Annotated in this window: 18 protein-coding genes; all 18 read right to left on the bottom strand. The window is 70.8% G+C overall.

What is annotated here, in order from left to right; genetic code table 11:
* Positions 1-175: 175 nt before the first annotated feature.
* Positions 176-622: a DUF2550 domain-containing protein gene (locus AC02VZ_RS21630; protein ID WP_362091826.1), complete on the bottom strand. Its 447-nt coding sequence runs from the start codon at positions 620-622 to the stop codon at positions 176-178.
* 128 nt (positions 623-750) lie between these two features.
* Complete coding sequence (locus AC02VZ_RS21625) at positions 751-1,128, bottom strand: F0F1 ATP synthase subunit epsilon (RefSeq protein ID WP_432054252.1); 378 nt, start codon at positions 1,126-1,128, stop codon at positions 751-753.
* 130 nt (positions 1,129-1,258) lie between these two features.
* On the bottom strand, positions 1,259-2,695 hold the full coding sequence (atpD, locus tag AC02VZ_RS21620) for a F0F1 ATP synthase subunit beta (protein WP_432054251.1): 1,437 nt from the start codon (positions 2,693-2,695) through the stop codon (positions 1,259-1,261).
* Positions 2,695-3,612 (bottom strand): F0F1 ATP synthase subunit gamma, encoded by a 918-nt coding sequence (locus AC02VZ_RS21615; protein WP_476476162.1) that lies wholly within the window; start codon positions 3,610-3,612, stop codon positions 2,695-2,697. Before AC02VZ_RS21615 ends, atpD begins: the two co-directional genes overlap by 1 nt.
* A 21-nt stretch (positions 3,613-3,633) precedes the next feature.
* The gene (atpA, locus tag AC02VZ_RS21610; RefSeq protein WP_432054249.1) at positions 3,634-5,226 is read right to left on the bottom strand and encodes a F0F1 ATP synthase subunit alpha; all 1,593 of its coding nucleotides are present in this window, start codon (positions 5,224-5,226) and stop codon (positions 3,634-3,636) included.
* A gap of 134 nt (positions 5,227-5,360) precedes the next feature.
* A complete protein-coding gene (locus tag AC02VZ_RS21605) occupies positions 5,361-6,176 on the bottom strand; it encodes a F0F1 ATP synthase subunit delta (protein WP_432054248.1) in 816 nt (271 codons plus the stop codon).
* On the bottom strand, positions 6,173-6,718 hold the full coding sequence (locus AC02VZ_RS21600; protein WP_362091809.1) for a F0F1 ATP synthase subunit B: 546 nt from the start codon (positions 6,716-6,718) through the stop codon (positions 6,173-6,175). The genes AC02VZ_RS21605 and AC02VZ_RS21600 overlap by 4 nt, the downstream gene beginning before the upstream one ends.
* A 44-nt stretch (positions 6,719-6,762) precedes the next feature.
* Positions 6,763-6,993: an ATP synthase F0 subunit C gene (gene atpE, locus AC02VZ_RS21595; protein WP_360596328.1), complete on the bottom strand. Its 231-nt coding sequence runs from the start codon at positions 6,991-6,993 to the stop codon at positions 6,763-6,765.
* Positions 6,994-7,066: 73 nt separating this feature from the next.
* Complete coding sequence (gene atpB, locus AC02VZ_RS21590) at positions 7,067-7,888, bottom strand: F0F1 ATP synthase subunit A (protein WP_432054247.1); 822 nt, start codon at positions 7,886-7,888, stop codon at positions 7,067-7,069.
* A gap of 225 nt (positions 7,889-8,113) precedes the next feature.
* On the bottom strand, positions 8,114-8,554 hold the full coding sequence (locus AC02VZ_RS21585) for a Cg1360 family ATP-synthase-associated protein (RefSeq protein WP_432054246.1): 441 nt from the start codon (positions 8,552-8,554) through the stop codon (positions 8,114-8,116).
* A gap of 494 nt (positions 8,555-9,048) precedes the next feature.
* Positions 9,049-10,419, bottom strand: coding sequence for an MraY family glycosyltransferase (locus AC02VZ_RS21580; protein ID WP_432054245.1), 1,371 nt, complete (start codon positions 10,417-10,419; stop codon positions 9,049-9,051).
* Positions 10,420-10,556: 137 nt separating this feature from the next.
* Positions 10,557-11,795: a serine hydroxymethyltransferase gene (locus AC02VZ_RS21575; protein ID WP_476476161.1), complete on the bottom strand. Its 1,239-nt coding sequence runs from the start codon at positions 11,793-11,795 to the stop codon at positions 10,557-10,559.
* A gap of 154 nt (positions 11,796-11,949) precedes the next feature.
* On the bottom strand, positions 11,950-12,627 hold the full coding sequence (locus AC02VZ_RS21570) for an arsenate reductase/protein-tyrosine-phosphatase family protein (protein WP_362091794.1): 678 nt from the start codon (positions 12,625-12,627) through the stop codon (positions 11,950-11,952).
* A complete protein-coding gene (locus tag AC02VZ_RS21565; protein ID WP_476476160.1) occupies positions 12,624-13,271 on the bottom strand; it encodes an L-threonylcarbamoyladenylate synthase in 648 nt (215 codons plus the stop codon). The genes AC02VZ_RS21570 and AC02VZ_RS21565 overlap by 4 nt, the downstream gene beginning before the upstream one ends.
* A 52-nt stretch (positions 13,272-13,323) precedes the next feature.
* Positions 13,324-14,169: a peptide chain release factor N(5)-glutamine methyltransferase gene (gene prmC, locus AC02VZ_RS21560; RefSeq protein ID WP_362091788.1), complete on the bottom strand. Its 846-nt coding sequence runs from the start codon at positions 14,167-14,169 to the stop codon at positions 13,324-13,326.
* Between the two features lie 25 nt (positions 14,170-14,194).
* On the bottom strand, positions 14,195-15,262 hold the full coding sequence (gene prfA / locus AC02VZ_RS21555; RefSeq protein ID WP_432054242.1) for a peptide chain release factor 1: 1,068 nt from the start codon (positions 15,260-15,262) through the stop codon (positions 14,195-14,197).
* A 108-nt stretch (positions 15,263-15,370) separates the two neighbouring features.
* The gene (rpmE, locus tag AC02VZ_RS21550; RefSeq protein WP_432054241.1) at positions 15,371-15,592 is read right to left on the bottom strand and encodes a 50S ribosomal protein L31; all 222 of its coding nucleotides are present in this window, start codon (positions 15,590-15,592) and stop codon (positions 15,371-15,373) included.
* A 360-nt stretch (positions 15,593-15,952) separates the two neighbouring features.
* A complete protein-coding gene (locus AC02VZ_RS21545) occupies positions 15,953-17,104 on the bottom strand; it encodes an LCP family protein (RefSeq protein ID WP_476476159.1) in 1,152 nt (383 codons plus the stop codon).
* Positions 17,105-17,519: the final 415 nt, after the last annotated feature.

Raw genomic sequence — 17,519 nt, 5'->3', positions numbered from 1 at the left:
GAGACGGAGGAAGGGCGGGAGACAGAGGCGCGGAAGTGCCGGGGGGATCGACGAGGTGCCAGCGGGAAAGGCACAGAGGGGCCGGGGACCCCGAACGCCGCTCGACGCAACGTTCACCCTCCCCCACGCCTCCGCCGCCGGGGCACCCCCACCCGGAGGGCCCCCGAACGCCGCTCTACGCGACGTTCACCCTCTGGCCCGGCGGGGCCGCTTCCAGCCAGGCGAGGAAGCCGGTCAGGGCGTCCTCGCTCATCGCGAGCTCCAGGAGGGTGCCGCGGTGCCGACAGGCCAGGATCACCGCGTCCGACAGCAGTGCCAGCTCCTCCTCGCCCTCCGGGACGCGGCGGCCCGCCACCTCGATGGCGGAGCGCTCCAGGACGCGGCGCGGGCGGGGCGCGTAGGAGAAGACGCGGAACCACTCGACCCGGTCGCCGTTGTAGCGGGCCACGCCGTAGGCCCAGCCCTTGCCGCCGGAGTCACCGGCCTCGGGGGCGTCCCAGCGCAGGCTGCAGTCGAACGTCCCGCCGGAGCGCTGGATGAGGCGGCGGCGCAGTCCGAACACGAACAGGCCCGCCACCACGAGCACCACCACGATTCCGCACACAGTCAGAGCGAGGACCATCGACACCGACCTCCTCGTCTCCTAGGTAACGGAACGGAAAAATCATCCAGATCTGCCTCAGCCGCGACCGGCTCCGGATCGCTCCGGTGCCGGCCGCGGCTGAGTCACGTCATCGCACAGCGCTGGATTCAGCGGGCCGCCGACGCCGTCCGCAGGCGGACGTTCGCGCGGCGCTCGGCCGCGGCGTCGTCCTCCGCCTTCGCGCGGGCCAGTTCCTGCTCCGCGCTCTGGACGTCGATCTCGCCCGCCAGCTCGGCGAACTCCGCCAGCAGCGACAGCTTGTTGTCCGCGAAGGAGATGAAACCGCCGTGCACGGCGGCGACGACCGTCTCCCCCTCGCCGGTGCGGATGGTCACGGGGCCCGATTCCAGCACACCGAGCAGCGGCTGGTGACCGGCCATGACGCCGATGTCGCCGGACGTGGTGCGCGCGACGACCAGAGTGGCCGTCCCGGACCAGACCTCTCGGTCGGCCGCGACCAGCGCGACGTGCAGCTCAGCTGCCAAGGTGGCTCCTCGGGTCACCACCCGGCGGTCGTGCCGGGTGTCGGTTACAAGTCTAAGGGGCGTGAAGGAGGGGGCGGGACGGACCCGCCCCCTCAGGGGTGGGCCCGGGGGCCCACCCACGGCGCGGGGGTCAGGAGACGCCCAGCTCCTTCGCGTTCTTCTTCAGGTCCTCGATGCCACCGCACATGAAGAACGCCTGCTCCGGGAAGTGGTCGTACTCGCCGTCGCAGATCGCGTTGAACGCGGCGATCGACTCGTCCAGCGGCACGTCCGAACCGTCCACGCCGGTGAACTGCTTGGCGACGTGGGTGTTCTGGGACAGGAAGCGCTCCACGCGACGGGCACGGTGGACGACGAGCTTGTCCTCCTCGCCGAGCTCGTCGATACCGAGGATCGCGATGATGTCCTGCAGGTCCTTGTACTTCTGCAGGATGTTCTTCACGCGCATGGCCGCGTCGTAGTGGTCCTGCGCGATGTAGCGCGGGTCCAGGATCCGGGACGTCGAGTCCAGCGGGTCCACGGCCGGGTAGATGCCCTTCTCCGAGATCGGACGGGAGAGCACCGTCGTCGCGTCGAGGTGGGCGAACGTGGTGGCCGGGGCCGGGTCGGTCAGGTCGTCCGCGGGGACGTAGATCGCCTGCATCGAGGTGATCGAGTGACCACGGGTCGAGGTGATGCGCTCCTGGAGGAGACCCATCTCGTCGGCCAGGTTCGGCTGGTAGCCCACCGCGGAGGGCATGCGGCCGAGCAGGGTCGACACCTCGGAACCCGCCTGGGTGAAGCGGAAGATGTTGTCGATGAAGAACAGCACGTCCTGCTTCTGGACGTCGCGGAAGTACTCGGCCATGGTCAGGCCGGCCAGCGCGACGCGCAGACGCGTCCCCGGCGGCTCGTCCATCTGGCCGAAGACCAGCGCGGTCTTGTCGATGACGCCCGACTCGCTCATCTCGTCGATGAGGTCGTTGCCCTCACGGGTGCGCTCACCGACACCGGCGAACACCGACACACCGTCGTGGTTGTTGGCGACGCGGTAGATCATCTCCTGGATGAGCACCGTCTTGCCGACGCCGGCACCGCCGAACAGACCGATCTTTCCACCCTTGACGTACGGGGTGAGAAGGTCGATGACCTTGACGCCGGTCTCGAACATCTCGGTCTTCGACTCGAGCTCGTCGAAGCTGGGCGCCTTGCGGTGGATCGGCCAGCGCTCGCCGGTGTACTGCTCGTCGACGTTCAGCACCTCACCGAGGGTGTTGAACACCTTGCCCTTGGTGAAGTCGCCGACCGGGACGGAGATGGCGGAGCCGGTGTCCGTCACCGGGGCCTGGCGGACCAGGCCGTCGGTGGGCTGCATGGAGATGGTGCGGACCAGGCCGTCACCCAGGTGCTGGGCGACCTCCAGGGTCAGCGTCTTCAGCTCGCCCGCGTTGGCCGGGTCGGCGACCTCGACGTGGAGGGCGTTGTAGATGTCCGGCATCGAGTCGACGGGGAACTCCACGTCGACGACCGGGCCGATGACCCGGGCGACGCGGCCCGTAGCCGTCGCGGTCTCAACAGTGGTGGTCATTACTTGTCACTCCCCGCGGTCGCGTCGGCCAGTGCACTGGCGCCACCGACGATCTCGCTGATTTCCTGGGTGATTTCGGCCTGGCGGGCCGCGTTGGCAAGCCGGGAGAGCGTGTGGATCAGCTCGCCCGCGTTGTCGGTGGCCGACTTCATCGCGCGCCGCGTGGCGGCGTGCTTCGAAGCGGCCGACTGGAGCAGCGCGTTGTAGACACGGCTCTCCACGTAGCGCGGCAGCAGGGCGTCGAGGACATCCTCCGCCGAGGGCTCGAAGTCGTACAGCGGAAGGATCTCGTCCTTCGTCGCCGACTCCTGCGCGACCTCTTCGAGACGCAGCGGAAGCAGCCGGGCACCGACCGCCGTCTGCGTCATCATCGACACGAACTCGGTGTAGACGAGGTGGAGCTCGTCCACACCGCCGTCCGCCGCGTCCTTCCGGATGGCCTCGATCAGCGGGGCCGCGACCTTCTTGGCGTCCGCGTACGAGGGGTCGTCGGTGAAGCCGCTGAACGACTCCGTGACCTTGCGCTCACGGAAGTTGTAGTGCGCGAGACCACGACGGCCGACGATGTACGTGTCGACCTGCTTGCCCTCGCGCTCCAGGCGCTCGGTCAGCTGCTCCGCGGCCTTGATGGCGTTGGCGTTGAAGGCGCCGGCCAGGCCGCGGTCGCTCGTGAGGAGCAGGACCGCGGCGCGGGTCGGGTTCTCCGCCTCGGTGGTCAGCGGGTGCTTGGCGTCGGAACCGGTGCCCACCGCCGTGACCGCGCGGGTCAGCTCCCGCTCGTACGGCGAGGAGGCCCGCACCTTGCGCTGCGCCTTGACGACTCGCGAGGCGGCGATCATCTCCATCGCCTTGGTGATCTTCTTGGTCGCGGTGACGGATCGGATGCGACGCTTGTAGACCCGGAGCTGAGCTCCCATGAGTCAGGTCCCTTCCTTACGTCACTTGGCGGCAGCGGCCGGGGCGTCCTCGCCGAGCAGCTTGCCGTCGCTCGTCTCGAACTGCTTCTTGAAGTCCGCGATCGCGTCGGCCACGGCCTGCAGGGTGTCGTCGGACATCTTGCCGCCCTCGCGGATGGAGGTCATGAGGCCCTGCTCCTTGCGGTGCAGGTACTCCAGCAGCTCCTTCTCGAAGCGGCGGATGTCGGCGACCGGCACCTCGTCCATCTTGCCGGTGGTGCCGGCCCAGACGGAGACGACCTGGTCCTCGGTGGCCATCGGCTGGTACTGGTCCTGCTTCAGCAGCTCGACCATGCGCTGACCGCGCTCCAGCTGCGCCTTCGACGCGGCGTCCAGGTCCGAACCGAAGGCGGCGAACGCCTCCAGCTCACGGAACTGGGCCAGGTCCACGCGCAGACGGCCGGAGACCTGCTTCATCGCCTTGTGCTGGGCGGAACCACCGACTCGGGAGACGGAGATACCGACGTTCAGCGCGGGGCGCTGACCGGCGTTGAACAGGTCCGACTCCAGGAAGCACTGGCCGTCGGTGATGGAGATGACGTTGGTCGGAATGAACGCCGACACGTCGTTGGCCTTGGTCTCGACGATCGGCAGACCCGTCATCGAACCGGCGCCCATGTCGTCGGACAGCTTCGCGCAGCGCTCCAGCAGACGGGAGTGCAGGTAGAAGACGTCGCCCGGGTAGGCCTCGCGCCCCGGCGGGCGGCGGAGCAGCAGGGACACGGCACGGTAGGCGTCGGCCTGCTTCGACAGATCGTCGAAGATGATCAGGACGTGCTTGCCCTCGTACATCCACTGCTGGCCGATGGCCGAGCCGGTGTACGGCGCCAGGTACTTGAAGCCGGCCGGGTCGGACGCCGGGGCGGCGACGATGGTCGTGTACTCCAGCGCGCCGTTCTCCTCCAGCGCGCGGCGGACCGACGCGATGGTCGAGCCCTTCTGGCCGATGGCGACGTAGATGCAGCGGACCTGCTTGTTCACGTCGCCGGAGCGCCAGTTGTCGCGCTGGTTGATGATCGTGTCCACGGCGAGGGCGGTCTTGCCCGTGCCGCGGTCGCCGATGATCAGCTGACGCTGACCGCGGCCGATCGGGGTCATGGCGTCGACGGCCTTGTAGCCGGTCTCCATCGGCTCGTGCACCGACTTGCGCTGCATGACCGTGGGGGCCTGCAGTTCGAGGGCGCGGCGGCCCTCGGTCTCGATCTCGCCGAGGCCGTCGATCGGGTTGCCGAGCGGGTCGACCACACGGCCCAGGTAGCCCTCGCCCACGGCGACGGACAGGACCTCGCCGGTACGGGTGACCGGCTGCCCCTCCTCGATACCGCTGAACTCACCGAGGACGATGGCACCGATCTCGCGCTCCTCGAGGTTGAGGGCGAGGCCGAGGGTGCCGTCCTCGAACTTCAGCAGTTCGTTGGCCATGGCCGACGGAAGACCCTCGACCTTTGCGATGCCGTCGCCGGCAAGGGTGACCGTACCGACCTCCTCGCGCGAGGCCGCGTCCGGCTTGTACGACTGGACGAAATTCTCCAGCGCGTCCCGGATCTCCTCCGGCCGGATCGTGAGCTCCGCCATCTGAGTTCCCTGCTCTCCTTGTTGGGCCCGAAGTTTCACTTGGGGGTATTCCACGAGTCGGGACTCCCCCCAATGAGAGGTGAATCCTCTGCACGGCCCAACCCGGGCCGTAGTCATGCTTATGGAGTTTGCTGCTAGCTCGCCATGCGCCGGGCGGCGTCCTCCAGCCGGTCCGCGAGCGAGCCGTTGATGATCTCGTCGCCGACCCGCACCCGGATCCCGCCCAGGACCTCGGGGTCCACGTCGAGGTTGAGGTGCATCTCACGGCCGTAGAGCTTCGCCAGCGCGGCGCCGAGACGCCGCTTCTGGGTGTCGCTCAGCGGGACCGCCGAGGTGACGACGGCGACCGCGCGGTTGCGGCGCTCCGCGGCGAGCTTGGTCAGGGACTCGAGTCCCGCTTCCAGGCTACGTCCGCGCGGGGCGGTGACAAGGCGCGTCACCAGACGCTCGGTCGTGGCCCCGGCCCGGCCGTGGAGCAGGCTGCGGATCAGCTTGCCCTTGGCCGAGGCGCTCGCGGCGCGGTTGGTCAGCGCGGCCCGCAGCTGCGTGTCGGAGGAGACGATCCGCCCGAAGCGGAACAGCTCGTCCTCGACGTCGTCGAGCACGCCCGCCTGCTGGGCGGCGGTGAAGTCGGCCGTGTTGGCCAGCTCCTCCAGCGCGTCCACCAGGTCACGCGACTGCGACCAGCGGGAGCGCACCGTGCCGGCCACCAGGTCGGCGGCCGGGCCGCCGATCTGACCGCCGAGGACGCGACCCACCAGGTCGGCCTTGGCGTCGCCGGCCTGCGCCGGGTCGGTGAGGACCCGGCGCAAGCTGACCTCGCGGTCGAGCAGCGCGGTGACGGCGGCCAGTTCGTCGGCGAGCTGCGCCGCGTCCACGGACGTGGAGTCCGTCAGCGCGTCGAGCCGCTCACGTGCGGCGGCCAGTGCCTCGCGGCTCGCTCCGTTCATCGTGCTGCCTCGGCCTTCTCCTCGAGCTGGTCGAGGAAGCGGTCGATCACACGGCTCTGCCGGGCGTGGTCCTCGAGGGACTCACCGACGAGCTTGCCCGCCAGTTCGGTGGCGAGCCGGCCGATGTCCTGGCGCAGGGCCGCGGACGCGGCCTTGCGGTCGGCCTCGACCTGGGTGTGACCGGCGGCGATGATCTCCTCACGCTGCCGCTGGCCCTCCGCGCGCATCTCGGCGATGAGCGTGGCGCCCTGCTCCTGTGCCTCCTGGCGCAGGCGCGCGGCCTCGTGCCGGGCCTCGGCGAGCTGGGCCTTGTACTGCTCCAGCACGCTCTGGGCCTCGGTCTGAGCGGCCTCGGCCTTCTCGATCCCGCCCTCGATCGCCTCGCGGCGCTCCTCCAGAACCTTGTTGATGTTCGGGAGGAGCTTCTTGGCGAGGAAGCCGAAGACGATGACGAAGGCGAGCAGGCCGATGACGAGCTCGGGAATCGGCGGGACGAGGGGGTTCTGAGGCTCCTCGGCCGCGATATGAAGCAGTGCGTTCATATCAAAGTGCCTTTCGTCTAGAGGGGCGGTCGTGAATCAGATGATCACGTGCCGTAGACGAACGGCATGACCAGGCCGATCAGGGCGAGCGCCTCACAGAAGGCGAAGCCGAGGATCTGGTTGGCGCGGATCAGGCCGGCGGCCTCGGGCTGGCGGGCGATGGCTTCGGTGCCCTTACCGAAGATGATGCCGACGCCGATGCCGGGACCGAAGGCGGCGATGCCGTAACCGACGGAAGCGATCGAGCCGTGGACGGCAGCGAGGGTCTGGGACATGCCAGTTCTTCCTTTTCTTCACGGGCCGGTGGGGGTGCGCCACCGGACGACTGGGGGTGTGGAGCGGGGCGGCTCAGTGCTGCTCGGCGAGCGCGCCCTGGATGTAGGTGCAGGCCAGCAGGACGAAGACGTAGGCCTGCAGGGCCTGGATGAAGAGCTCGAAAGCGGTCATCACGAGCACCATCACGAACGAGACGCCGGCGTAGGCGATCCCGATGCCGTTCAGCAGGTACCAGCTGGCGATGGTGAACAGCACGATCAGAATGTGGCCCGCGAACATGTTCGCGAAGAGTCGCACGGCGTGCGTGAAGGGACGCACGAGCAGGTTCGAGAAGGCCTCGATCAGCATGACGACCGGGAGGGCGGCGCCGAGCGACTTGTCGTAACCGGTGAAGTTCTTCAGGGCGCCGACGAAGCCGTGCTTCTTGAAGGTCAGGGAGACCCAGACCCCGTAGACGACCAGGGCGAGCGCCGCCGGGTAGGCGATGATCGAGGTCACCGGGAACTGGGCGAGCGGGATGATCGACCAGAGGTTCATCATCCACACGAAGAAGAACAGGGCGACGATGAACGGGACGTACTTCTCGCCCTCGCGCTTGCCCATGGTCTCGTAGACGACGCCCCGGCGGACGAAGTCGTACCCCGCCTCGGCCACCATCTGCAGCTTGCCGGGAACGACCCTGGGCCGGCGGAAGGCCGCCCAGAAGAAGACGATCACGACGAGCGAGCCGATCAGCGCCAGCAACATCACCTTGTTGAAGTACAGGTTGCTGTCGCCGTCGCCCCAGAGGGGCTCGAAGACGAACGAGTGCAGCCCGGGAGACGGGAAGCCACAGCCGTCGAAGATGTGGCAGTCGGTCTCGAAGGCGAGCACCTGCGTCGGGTCAGCACTCACCGCGGGCTCCTTCGGCGTGACGCATGGATTGGGCAACCTCGTGGTGTCTGCGCGGCACGAGGCCGCGGATCGGCACGGGACTGGTGTAACGGATGTGGGGGCGGCCGGGGGGCATCACGCCTCGCGTCGCGGCAGGCGTCATCTCGGATGCCCGCGCCCGCGATGCCGCAGTTGGCACCGGACGATAGCAGGGTCCCGCAGGCGCCTTTATCGCGGCCCTACGCCTCACGACGGACGCCCCTGCGCTTCCTTCTTCTGCTCACTCACCGTCGAATCCGGTTCCACGTAGAGGAACTTGGCCTTCATGTGGGCCCGGGCCTGCGCGGCGACCCACGTGAGGGTGCACACCAGCAGGGTGAGGGCGAAGACCTTGGGGTGGAACAGCGTCGTGTTCTTGAAGAGCGCGATGAAGATGAACATCAGCAGGATCTGCGCCAGGTACATCATCAGTCCCATGGCCTGGAACAGATGGGGCAGCGACTTGGCGGTCCACTGCATGACGTAGAGCCCCACCCCCATGAGGAGGAGCACGAGCAGGGTGCCGACGACGCCGCCGATGGCACCCTGGCCGCCTTGGACGGCGGCACCGATCGCGACTGCGACCGCACCGACGGCAGCGGTGGGCACGGCAGCCTGGATCAGGATCCGGACGTCGTTTGACGGCATGGCGGCAACTCCGCTTTCAGGGGGCAAGGGGGTGTCGTCACGGACGAGCGTAGTCCCCCGGACGGGATGGATTTTCCTCGCACCGAGCGGGCCGTCGCACTGCGGCCCGGCGGCTCTGTCCGGGGACTCGTGAACGGTATCACAAACTATTTGATGCAGTCTTTACCCGACGGGCGTGCTCGGTGTCACACAGATGGGTGAACACGCATGTCAGAACCGGGAGTCGGGACGAGATGCCTGATATTGGGGCGATTCGCACCCTCACGACAGGCCCAACGGAGCCCCAACGGTCTGCCACGGATTGGCAATGTTCTAGGCGGATTCTTACCTTGCCCCGCCGACCCCGTCGTGGGGCACCAGTCAGCCCCTGCGTGTGACGACCCTCGCCCCTGCACCTGGGCTCAGGGCCCGGGGCGGGTCTCCCCTCCACCCGTCAGCCGGCCCTGTACGCCCTCTGGACGCCCTGGCCCGCCCGCTTCGCGTGTACGGGCGCCCTACCGGGCGTCCGCGTCCGCCGGAGCCCGGCGGTCGCCGCCCAGGCGGGCGCGGTGGCCGACGGCGGTCGCCCCGTTGGCCCCCGCGACACCGGCCGCGACGGGCGTACGCTCCCGCACGTCCTCCGCGGCCGCTGCCGCTGTGGACGCGTCGCCGGCCACCTCGGGCCCCGCCCCACTCGCCACGGCGCCGCCGGCCCCGCGCCGCCGCCGGTAGCGCGGCGGGACGAAGGCCTCCATCCAGCGCGGGGTGCGCGGCCTGAAGCGCGGCAGCAGGAGCAGGACGAGCCCGATGGCGCTGAGCAGCACCACGCCCAGGACGATCCACATGGACGCCGAGTTGACCGAGTAGGCGAGCGCTCCGAAGGCGATCAGCGCCGACCAGAAGTACATGATCAGCACGGCCCGGCTGTGCGAGTGGCCGATCTCCAGCAGCCGGTGGTGCAGGTGCCCCCGGTCCGCCGCGAACGGCGACTGGCCGCGCCAGGTCCGCCGCACGATCGCCAGGATCAGGTCGGCCATGGGCACGGCGATGATCGTCAGCGGCATCAGCAGCGGGATGAAGACGGGGAGCATCGCGTGGGTCGTCTCCCGGTCGCCGCCCAGGTTGACGTTGAGCGCCTCGACGTCCAGCTGCCCCGTGACCGACACCGCGCTCGCCGCGAGCACCAGCCCGATGAGCATCGAACCGGAGTCGCCCATAAAGATCCGGGCGGGATGCATGTTGTGCGGCAGGAAGCCCAGGCACATCCCGATGAGCACGGCCGAGAACAGCGTGGCCGGCGCGGCCGCCTCGGCGCCGTAGCCGTACCAGAGCCGGTAGCTGTAGAGGAAGAACGCCGTGGCCGCGATGCACACCATGCCGGCCGCGAGTCCGTCGAGTCCGTCGACGAAGTTGACCGCGTTGATGGTGATGACGACCAGGGCCACGGTGATCAGGTTCCCCTGCCACGGCGTGACGGCCACCGTGCCGATGCCCGGGATCGGCAGCCACAGGATCGTCAGCCCTTGGAGGATCATGACGCCCGCGGCGATCATCTGGGCGCCCAGCTTCAGCAGGGCGTCGATCTCGAACTTGTCGTCGAGCACCCCGAGCAGCCAGATGAGGGCGGCACCCGAGAGCAGGGCACGCGGTTCGTTGGACTTCTCGAAGACCTCGTTCAGGTTGGTCAGATGGGCGGCGACCAGCAGGCCCGCGCACAGCCCGAGGAACATCGCGATGCCCCCGAGCCGGGGCGTCGGCTCCCGGTGCACGTCCCGCGCCCTGATCTCCGGCATCGCACCGGCCACGATGGCGAACTTGCGGACCGGACCGGTCAGCAGGTACGTCACCGCGGCCGTGATGCAGAGCGTCAGCAGGTATTCACGCACGGGCTTCCCCACAGGTCTCGCTGGCCGTCACAGCCCCACACCCTAGCGAGGCACGCATATGGGTGGGGACTTCCGGGTAGCGACGATGGTTGCACGTACGGCTGTGCATCCCGTGCGCCTACCCGGCGGCCCGCCGCTCAGTGCGGGTACGGCGGGAACGCGGCGGCCAGCTCCCGTACGTCCTCCCGGGCCCGCGCCGGCTCCGTACCGCCGCGCAGCACGCTCGCCAGCAGCCCGGCGACGAACGTCATCTCCCGCGTCCCCATGCCCTGGGTGGTGACCGCGGCCGTGCCCAGGCGCAGCCCGCGGGCGTCGGCGTGCGGCAGCGCGCAGCACTCCAGCACCAGCCCGGCCGCCTCCAGCCGGCCGCGGGCCGTGCGGCCGTCGACGCCGAGGGGGGACGGGTCGACCGTGATCAGGTGGGTGTCCGTGCCGCCGGTGGTGACGACGAGGCCCTCGGCGGCCAGGGCGGCGGCGAGGGCCCGGGCGTTGGCGACGGTCCGGTGGGCGTACACCGTGTAGGCGGGGGTGGCCGCCTCGCCGAACGCGACGGCCTTCGCGGCGACGGTGTGCATCTGGGCGCCGCCCTGGGTGAAGGGGAAGACGGCCCGGTCCACGCGCTCGGCCAGCTCGGCCCGGCACAGCAGCATCCCGCCGCGCGGGCCGCGCAGCACCTTGTGGGTGGTGGCGCAGACGATGTCCGCGTACGGCACGGGGTTCGGCGCCGCTCCCCCGGCGACCAGGCCGATGGGGTGGGCGGCGTCGGCGATGAGGTGGGCGCCGACCTCGTCGGCGACCTCCCGGAAGAAGCCGTGGTCGAGGTGGCGGGGGTAGGCGATGGAGCCGCACACGATCGCCTTGGGCCGGTGGGTGAGCGCCAGGGAGCGCACCTGGTCGTGGTCGACGAGGCCGCTCTCGGCGTCCACCCCGTAGCCGACGAACCGGAACCAGCGGCCGGAGAAGTTGCCCGGCGCCCCGTGGGTGAGGTGACCGCCGTGGGGCAGCCCGAGGGCGAGGACGGTGTCGCCGGGGCGCAGCAGGGCGGCGTAGGCGGCGAGGACGGCGGAGGAGCCGGAGTGGACCTGGACGTTGGCGTGCTCGGCGCCGAACAGCGCCTTGGCCCGGTCGACGGCGAGCCGCTCGGCGGCGTCCGCGTAGGCGCAGCCGCCGTGGTGCCGGGCGCCCGGGTAGCCCTCGGCGTACTTGTTGGCCAGGGCGGAGCCGAGCGCGGCCAGCACGGCCGGGGACGTGAAGTTCTCGGCGGCGCTCAGCTGGAGCGTGGTCCGCTGCCGCTCGCGCTCACCGCGCAGGATGTCGGCGAGTTCGGGGTCCTGCCGGCGCAGGACATCGGCTTCGAGGGCAGGGCTGACCGTCATGGTGGGGCTCCCGGACGTCGACGCTGACGTAGCACCAATGTAGGCCGGGCCCCGCACCACCGCGCGGCTGCGGCGTCCTCGGGGGCGAACGGGGACCAGGACGGCCGCCCGCCCGGGTGTGCGCGGCGGCGGGGGCGGTCGGCCGGCGGGGCGGTCAGGCCCGCGCCGGAACCCCCGTCAGCGCCGTCACCACCGGGTCCAGGGCCTGGTGTATCTCGTCGCCGATGGAGCGGAAGAACGTCAGGGGCGCCCCATAGGGGTCGTGGACCTCGTCCGCCTCGGCGGTGGGGGCCAGGAGCCAGCCGCGCAGGGCGGCGGCGGCGCGGACCAGGGCGCGGGCGCGCATGACCAGGCCGTCGTCGAGCGGGGGGAGGGTCGCGGGGTCGATGGCGTTCACCAGGCGGGTGAACTCCTTCAGCGTGAAGGTGCGCAGGCCCGCCGAGTGGCCCATGGAGATGACCTGGGCGCGGTGGTCGCGGGTCGCGGTGAGGACCAGGTCGGCCCGGATGACGTGCTCGTCCAGCAGTTCGCGGCCGACGAAGCCGGAGGCGTCCGCGCCGTACTCCCCCAGCACGGTCTCCGCGTGGGTCTCCATGGGCGCGCCCTCGTGGCCCCAGGTGCCGGCGCTCTCCACGATCAGCCCGCCGCCCAGGATGCCCAGCCGCTGGCTGACGAAATGCCGGGTCAGCCGCTCGGTGATGGGTGAGCGGCAGACGTTGCCGGTGCTGACGTGGAGGATGCGGAAGGTGTCGCGCGGGAAGCCGAAGGTCGACGTGATCTCCGCGCCGTGTTCCTCGTTGCCTATGCCACGCCCCGCCTCAGGGGCTGTCAATTCGCCACCTCGAGGTCTGGTACGACCTTGCGCAGCTCGTCGGGCGAGAGGGCGCCCTCGCGCAGCAGCACGGGCACGGGGCGGGTGACGTCGACGATCGAGGACGGGACGATGCCGGGGGTGGGGCCGCCGTCGAGGTAGACGGAGACGGAGTCGCCGAGCATCTCCTGGGCGGCGTCGCAGTTCTCGGGGGCCGGGTGACCGGTCAGGTTGGCCGACGACACGGCCATGGGGCCGACCTCGGTGAGCAGTTCGATGGCGACGGGGTGCAGCGGCATGCGCACGGCGACCGTGCCGCGGGTGTCGCCGAGGTCCCACTGGAGGGACGGCTGGTGGCGGGCGACCAGCGTCAGGGCGCCCGGCCAGAAGGCGTCGACGAGTTCCCACGCCTGCTCGGAGAAGTCCGTGACGAGCCCGTGCAGCGTGTTCGGGGAGCCGATGAGGACGGGGGTGGGCATGTTCCGGCCGCGCCCCTTGGCCTCCAGCAGGTCGCCGACCGCCTCGGGGGTGAAGGCGTCCGCGCCGATGCCGTAGACGGTGTCCGTGGGCAGCACCACGAGTTCGCCACGACGGACCGCCGCTGCGGCCTCCCGCAGACCGGTCGCGCGGTCGGTCACGTCGTTGGTGTCGTATCGCCGGGCCATGAGGCGGGCCTCCTCGTACACGTGCTGCTGGGAAAGGGAGTCTGCGGGCCGCTCACGGCAGTGCCTTGCGCGCGGTGGCGAACCGGGGGCGGTTGTTCAGGTCGGGGTGGTCCGCGGCGTCGGTCCAGCCGCGGTCCTCGGCGAAGATCCAGGGCACCTGGCCGCCCTGGGTGTCCGCGTGCTCGACGACGACCACGCCGCCGGGGCGCAGCAGCCGGTGGGCGGTGCGTTCCAGGCCGCGGATCAGGTCCAGGCCGTCCTCGCCGGAGAAGAGGGCCAGCCCGGGGTCGTAGTCCCGGGCCTCGGGGGCGACGTACTCCCACTCGGTGAGCGGGATGTACGGCGGGTTGGAGATGACCAGGTCGACCTGGCCGTCGAGGTCGGGGAAGGCGGTCAGGGCGTCGCCCTGGCGCAGGTCGACCCTGGAGCCCTCCATGTTGCGGCGGGTCCAGCGCAGCGCGTCCTCGGAGAGTTCCACGGCGTGCACGCGCGAGCGCGGCACCTCCTGGGCGAGGGCGAGCGCGATGGCGCCCGAGCCGGTGCACAGGTCGACGATGCACGGCTCGACGACGTCCATCGCGCGGACCGCGTCTATGGCCCAGCCGACGACCGACTCGGTCTCCGGGCGCGGCACGAACACCCCGGGGCCGACCTGGAGTTCCAGGTAGCGGAAGTAGGCGTGGCCGGTGATGTGCTGGAGCGGTTCGCGCGCCTCGCGGCGGGCGATGACCTCCCAGTACCGGGCGTCGAAGTCGGAGTCGGGCACGTGGTGCAGCTCGCCGCGCTTGACGCCGTGCACGAACGCGGCGAGCTCCTCCGCGTCGGTACGCGGCGAGGGCACGCCGGCGTCGGCGAGCCGCTGGGTGGCCTGGGCCACCTCGGCGAGCAGCAGGTTCACGGGTCCTCCGGACGGTGTACGGGGCTTACGCTGCGGCCAGCTTGGCGGCCGAGTCCGCGTCGACGCAGGCCTGGATGACCGCGGCGAGGTCGCCGTCCAGCACCTGGTCCAGGTTGTACGCCTTGAAGCCGACCCGGTGGTCGGAGATGCGGTTCTCCGGGAAGTTGTAGGTGCGGATCTTCTCGGAGCGGTCGACGGTGCGGACCTGGCTGCGCCGGGCGTCGGCGGCCTCCCGCTCCGCCTCCTCCTGGGCCATGGCGAGCAGCCGGGAGCGCAGGATGCGCAGCGCCTGCTCCTTGTTCTGGAGCTGGCTCTTCTCGTTCTGGCAGGAGGCGACGACGCCGGTCGGGACGTGCGTGATCCGCACGGCGGAGTCGGTGGTGTTGACGGACTGCCCGCCGGGCCCGGAGGAGCGGTAGACGTCGATGCGCAGGTCGTTGGGGTTGATCTCCACGTCGACCTCCTCCGCCTCGGGCGTCACCAGGACGCCCGCCGCGGAGGTGTGGATGCGGCCCTGCGACTCGGTGGCGGGCACCCGCTGCACGCGGTGCACCCCGCCCTCGTACTTCAGCCGGGCCCACACGCCCTGGCCGGGCTCGACCTGGCCGCGGGCCTTCACGGCGACCTGGACGTCCTTGTAGCCGCCCAGCTCGGACTCGGTGGCGTCGATGATCTCGGTCTTCCACCCCACGCGCTCGGCGTAGCGCAGGTACATGCGCAGCAGATCGCCGGCGAACAGGGCGGACTCGTCGCCGCCGGCGCCCGCCTTGATCTCCAGGATGACGTCCTTGTCGTCGCTGGGGTCGCGCGGGACGAGGAGCAGGCGGAGCTTCTCGGTGAGTTCCTCGCGCTGCTGTTCCAGGTCCTTGACCTCGGCGGCGAAGTCGGGGTCGTCGGCGGCCAGTTCGCGCGCGGTCCCGATGTCGTCGCCGGTCTGCTTCCAGGAGCGGTACGTGGCGACGATCGGGGTGAGTTCGGCGTAGCGCTTGTTCAGCTTGCGCGCGTTGGCCTGGTCGGCGTGGACCGACGGGTCGGCGAGCTTCTTCTCCAGGTCGGCGTGCTCGGCGACGAGTTCCTCGACGGCCTCGAACATCTTGGGCTCCTGCGGTCTGCGGGGGTGAAGGGGCGGGGCGACCAAAAACGCCGGTCCCGGAGCGTCCCCGGCCGGGGACGCCGCCGTGGACCGGCGATGGGCGGCTCGCTACTTCTTGGAGCCGGAAGCCTTGCCGAAGCGGGCCTCGAAGCGGGCCACACGGCCACCGGTGTCGAGGATCTTCTGCTTGCCCGTGTAGAACGGGTGGCACTCGGAGCAGACCTCGGCCCGGATGGTGCCGGACCCGATCGTGCTGCGGGTCGTGAACGACGCACCGCAGGTGCAGCTGACCTGGGTCTCGACGTACTCGGGGTGGATGTCGCGCTTCAAGGTGTCTCCTAGGTTCCGGGAGGGCGCCGGGTCGCCACCACGGGATGCGGGAGCGTGAACCGGAGCCGACGGACCAGTCTGCCAGGACTGGGGCCTTCACCCAAAACCGGGGGTGGCCGTTTTTTGTTCCCCGGGGGCGGGCGTTCCCCGGCCGGTGGGCGGTCGCCGGCCGGTGGGCGGTCGCCGGCCGGTGGGCGGTCGCCGGCCGGTGGGCGGTCGCCGGCCGGTGGGCGGTCGCCGGCCGGTGGGCGGTGGGCGGTGACCGACCCCGGGCGGGGGGCGGGCGAGGGCGGGGCGCGGGGTGCGAGGCACGGGCGGGGTGTCCGGGGTGGGGCGGCCGGGGTGGCCGCCGTGCCCGCCCTACGGTGCGCTGACGACGTCCGCGGCCTCGCCGGTCGCCGAGTCCTCGGTCGCCGCCTCGGGGATCGGCCGGTCCTCCTTGAGCGCGTTCCACACGAGGCGTGCCTTGTCCTCCTGGACGAGCACGCGGTTGGGGTCGGCGGGGTCGTACCGCACCGGCATGGTCACCATGTGCAGGTCGTCGGGGCCGATCCCCTTCAGGCCGTTGGCGAAGGAGATCAGGGAGTTGACCGAGCCCAGGCCCGAGTCGGTGGTGACGGCCCGGGTGGCGGTGTCGGCGAGGTCGTAGAGCTTCTTGGGGTTGGTGAGGATGCCGACCTCCTTGACCTGCTTGACCAGGGCCTTGACGAAGGCCTGCTGGAGCTGGATGCGGCCGAGGTCGGAGCCGTCGCCGACGCCGTGCCGGGTGCGGACCAGGCCGAGGGCCTGTTCACCGTCGAGCCGGTGGGTCCCGGCCTCCAGCTCCAGGTGGCTGTCGGGGTCGTCGATGGCCCTGCTGGTGGTGATCTCGACGCCGCCGAGTTCGTCGATCAGCTCCTGGAACCCGGAGAAGTCGACCTCCAGGTAGTGGTCCATGCGCAGGTCGGTGATCTCCTCGACGGTCTTCACCGCGCAGGGGGCGCCGCCGGTGGAGTACGCGGAGTTGAACATCACGTCGCGGGCGGCGGGGTGGGTGCCGCCGTCGGCGTCGGTGCACTCCGGCCGGTCGATGAGGGTGTCCCGCGGCAGGGAGACCACGCTGGCCTTCTCGCGGCCCTCGTGGACGTGCACGATCATCGCGGTGTCCGAGCGGGCGCTGCCGTCGTCGGCACCACCGCCGAGGTCCTTGTTGCCGCCCGCGCGGGTGTCCGAGCCGAGGACCAGGATGTTCTCGGAACCGTCGTCCGCCTTGTCGGGCCGGTCGGTGCCGAGGACCTGGTCGATGTCGACGCTGCTGATGTTGCCGTTGAGCGTGACGTAGACGTAGCCGAGGCCCGTGCCGCCCAGCGCGACGACGCCCGCGGCGGTCCACGCGGCGATCCTGACGCCGGACCGCTTCCCGCGCGGCCCGCGCCGCTTGCCTCCGGCCCGTCGTCGCGGCCCCTCCGCGGCGGGCTCCCCCGGTGTGCCGGGTCCGGTCGCACCGGATCCCGGTGTGCTCTCGGCCGTCATGCGCTCCTCAGCTCGTGTCCGGTCGGGTACCCCCTGCGCTCGGTGTCGGACATGGCCGGTGAAGACCCTTACGACACCTATCGTCGCTCGCCGCACAAGACGGGGAAACCGGGCACAGGGTTGCACGGGGCCCTGTGCCCGTCCGGTGGCCGGCCGGGCACGTCCGGGCGCCTCCGGGTTCCGCCGGGAACGGGGGGTCCGGCTCTCACCTGCGGTGTCGGCCGAGGATGCGGTCCCGCTGGACGTCGGTGCCGACGGACGGGCGTGTGGCGAAGGTCTCGGCCGGCGGCCTTTCCGGGGCCCGGGTCTCCGGGCACGGCGTCCGTGACGGCCGGATCCGGACATCGGTAGCCCACGTCGGTAGCCCCCGCGAGTGCCTGTCGGGGCCGGAGGTCCGGGTCGGCGGATGGTCAAC

Source organism: Streptomyces sp. 3-6 (assembly GCF_056323165.1).
Note: the sequence above shows the minus strand (reverse complement) of the source record. Positions and strands in the feature narration are given on the sequence as shown.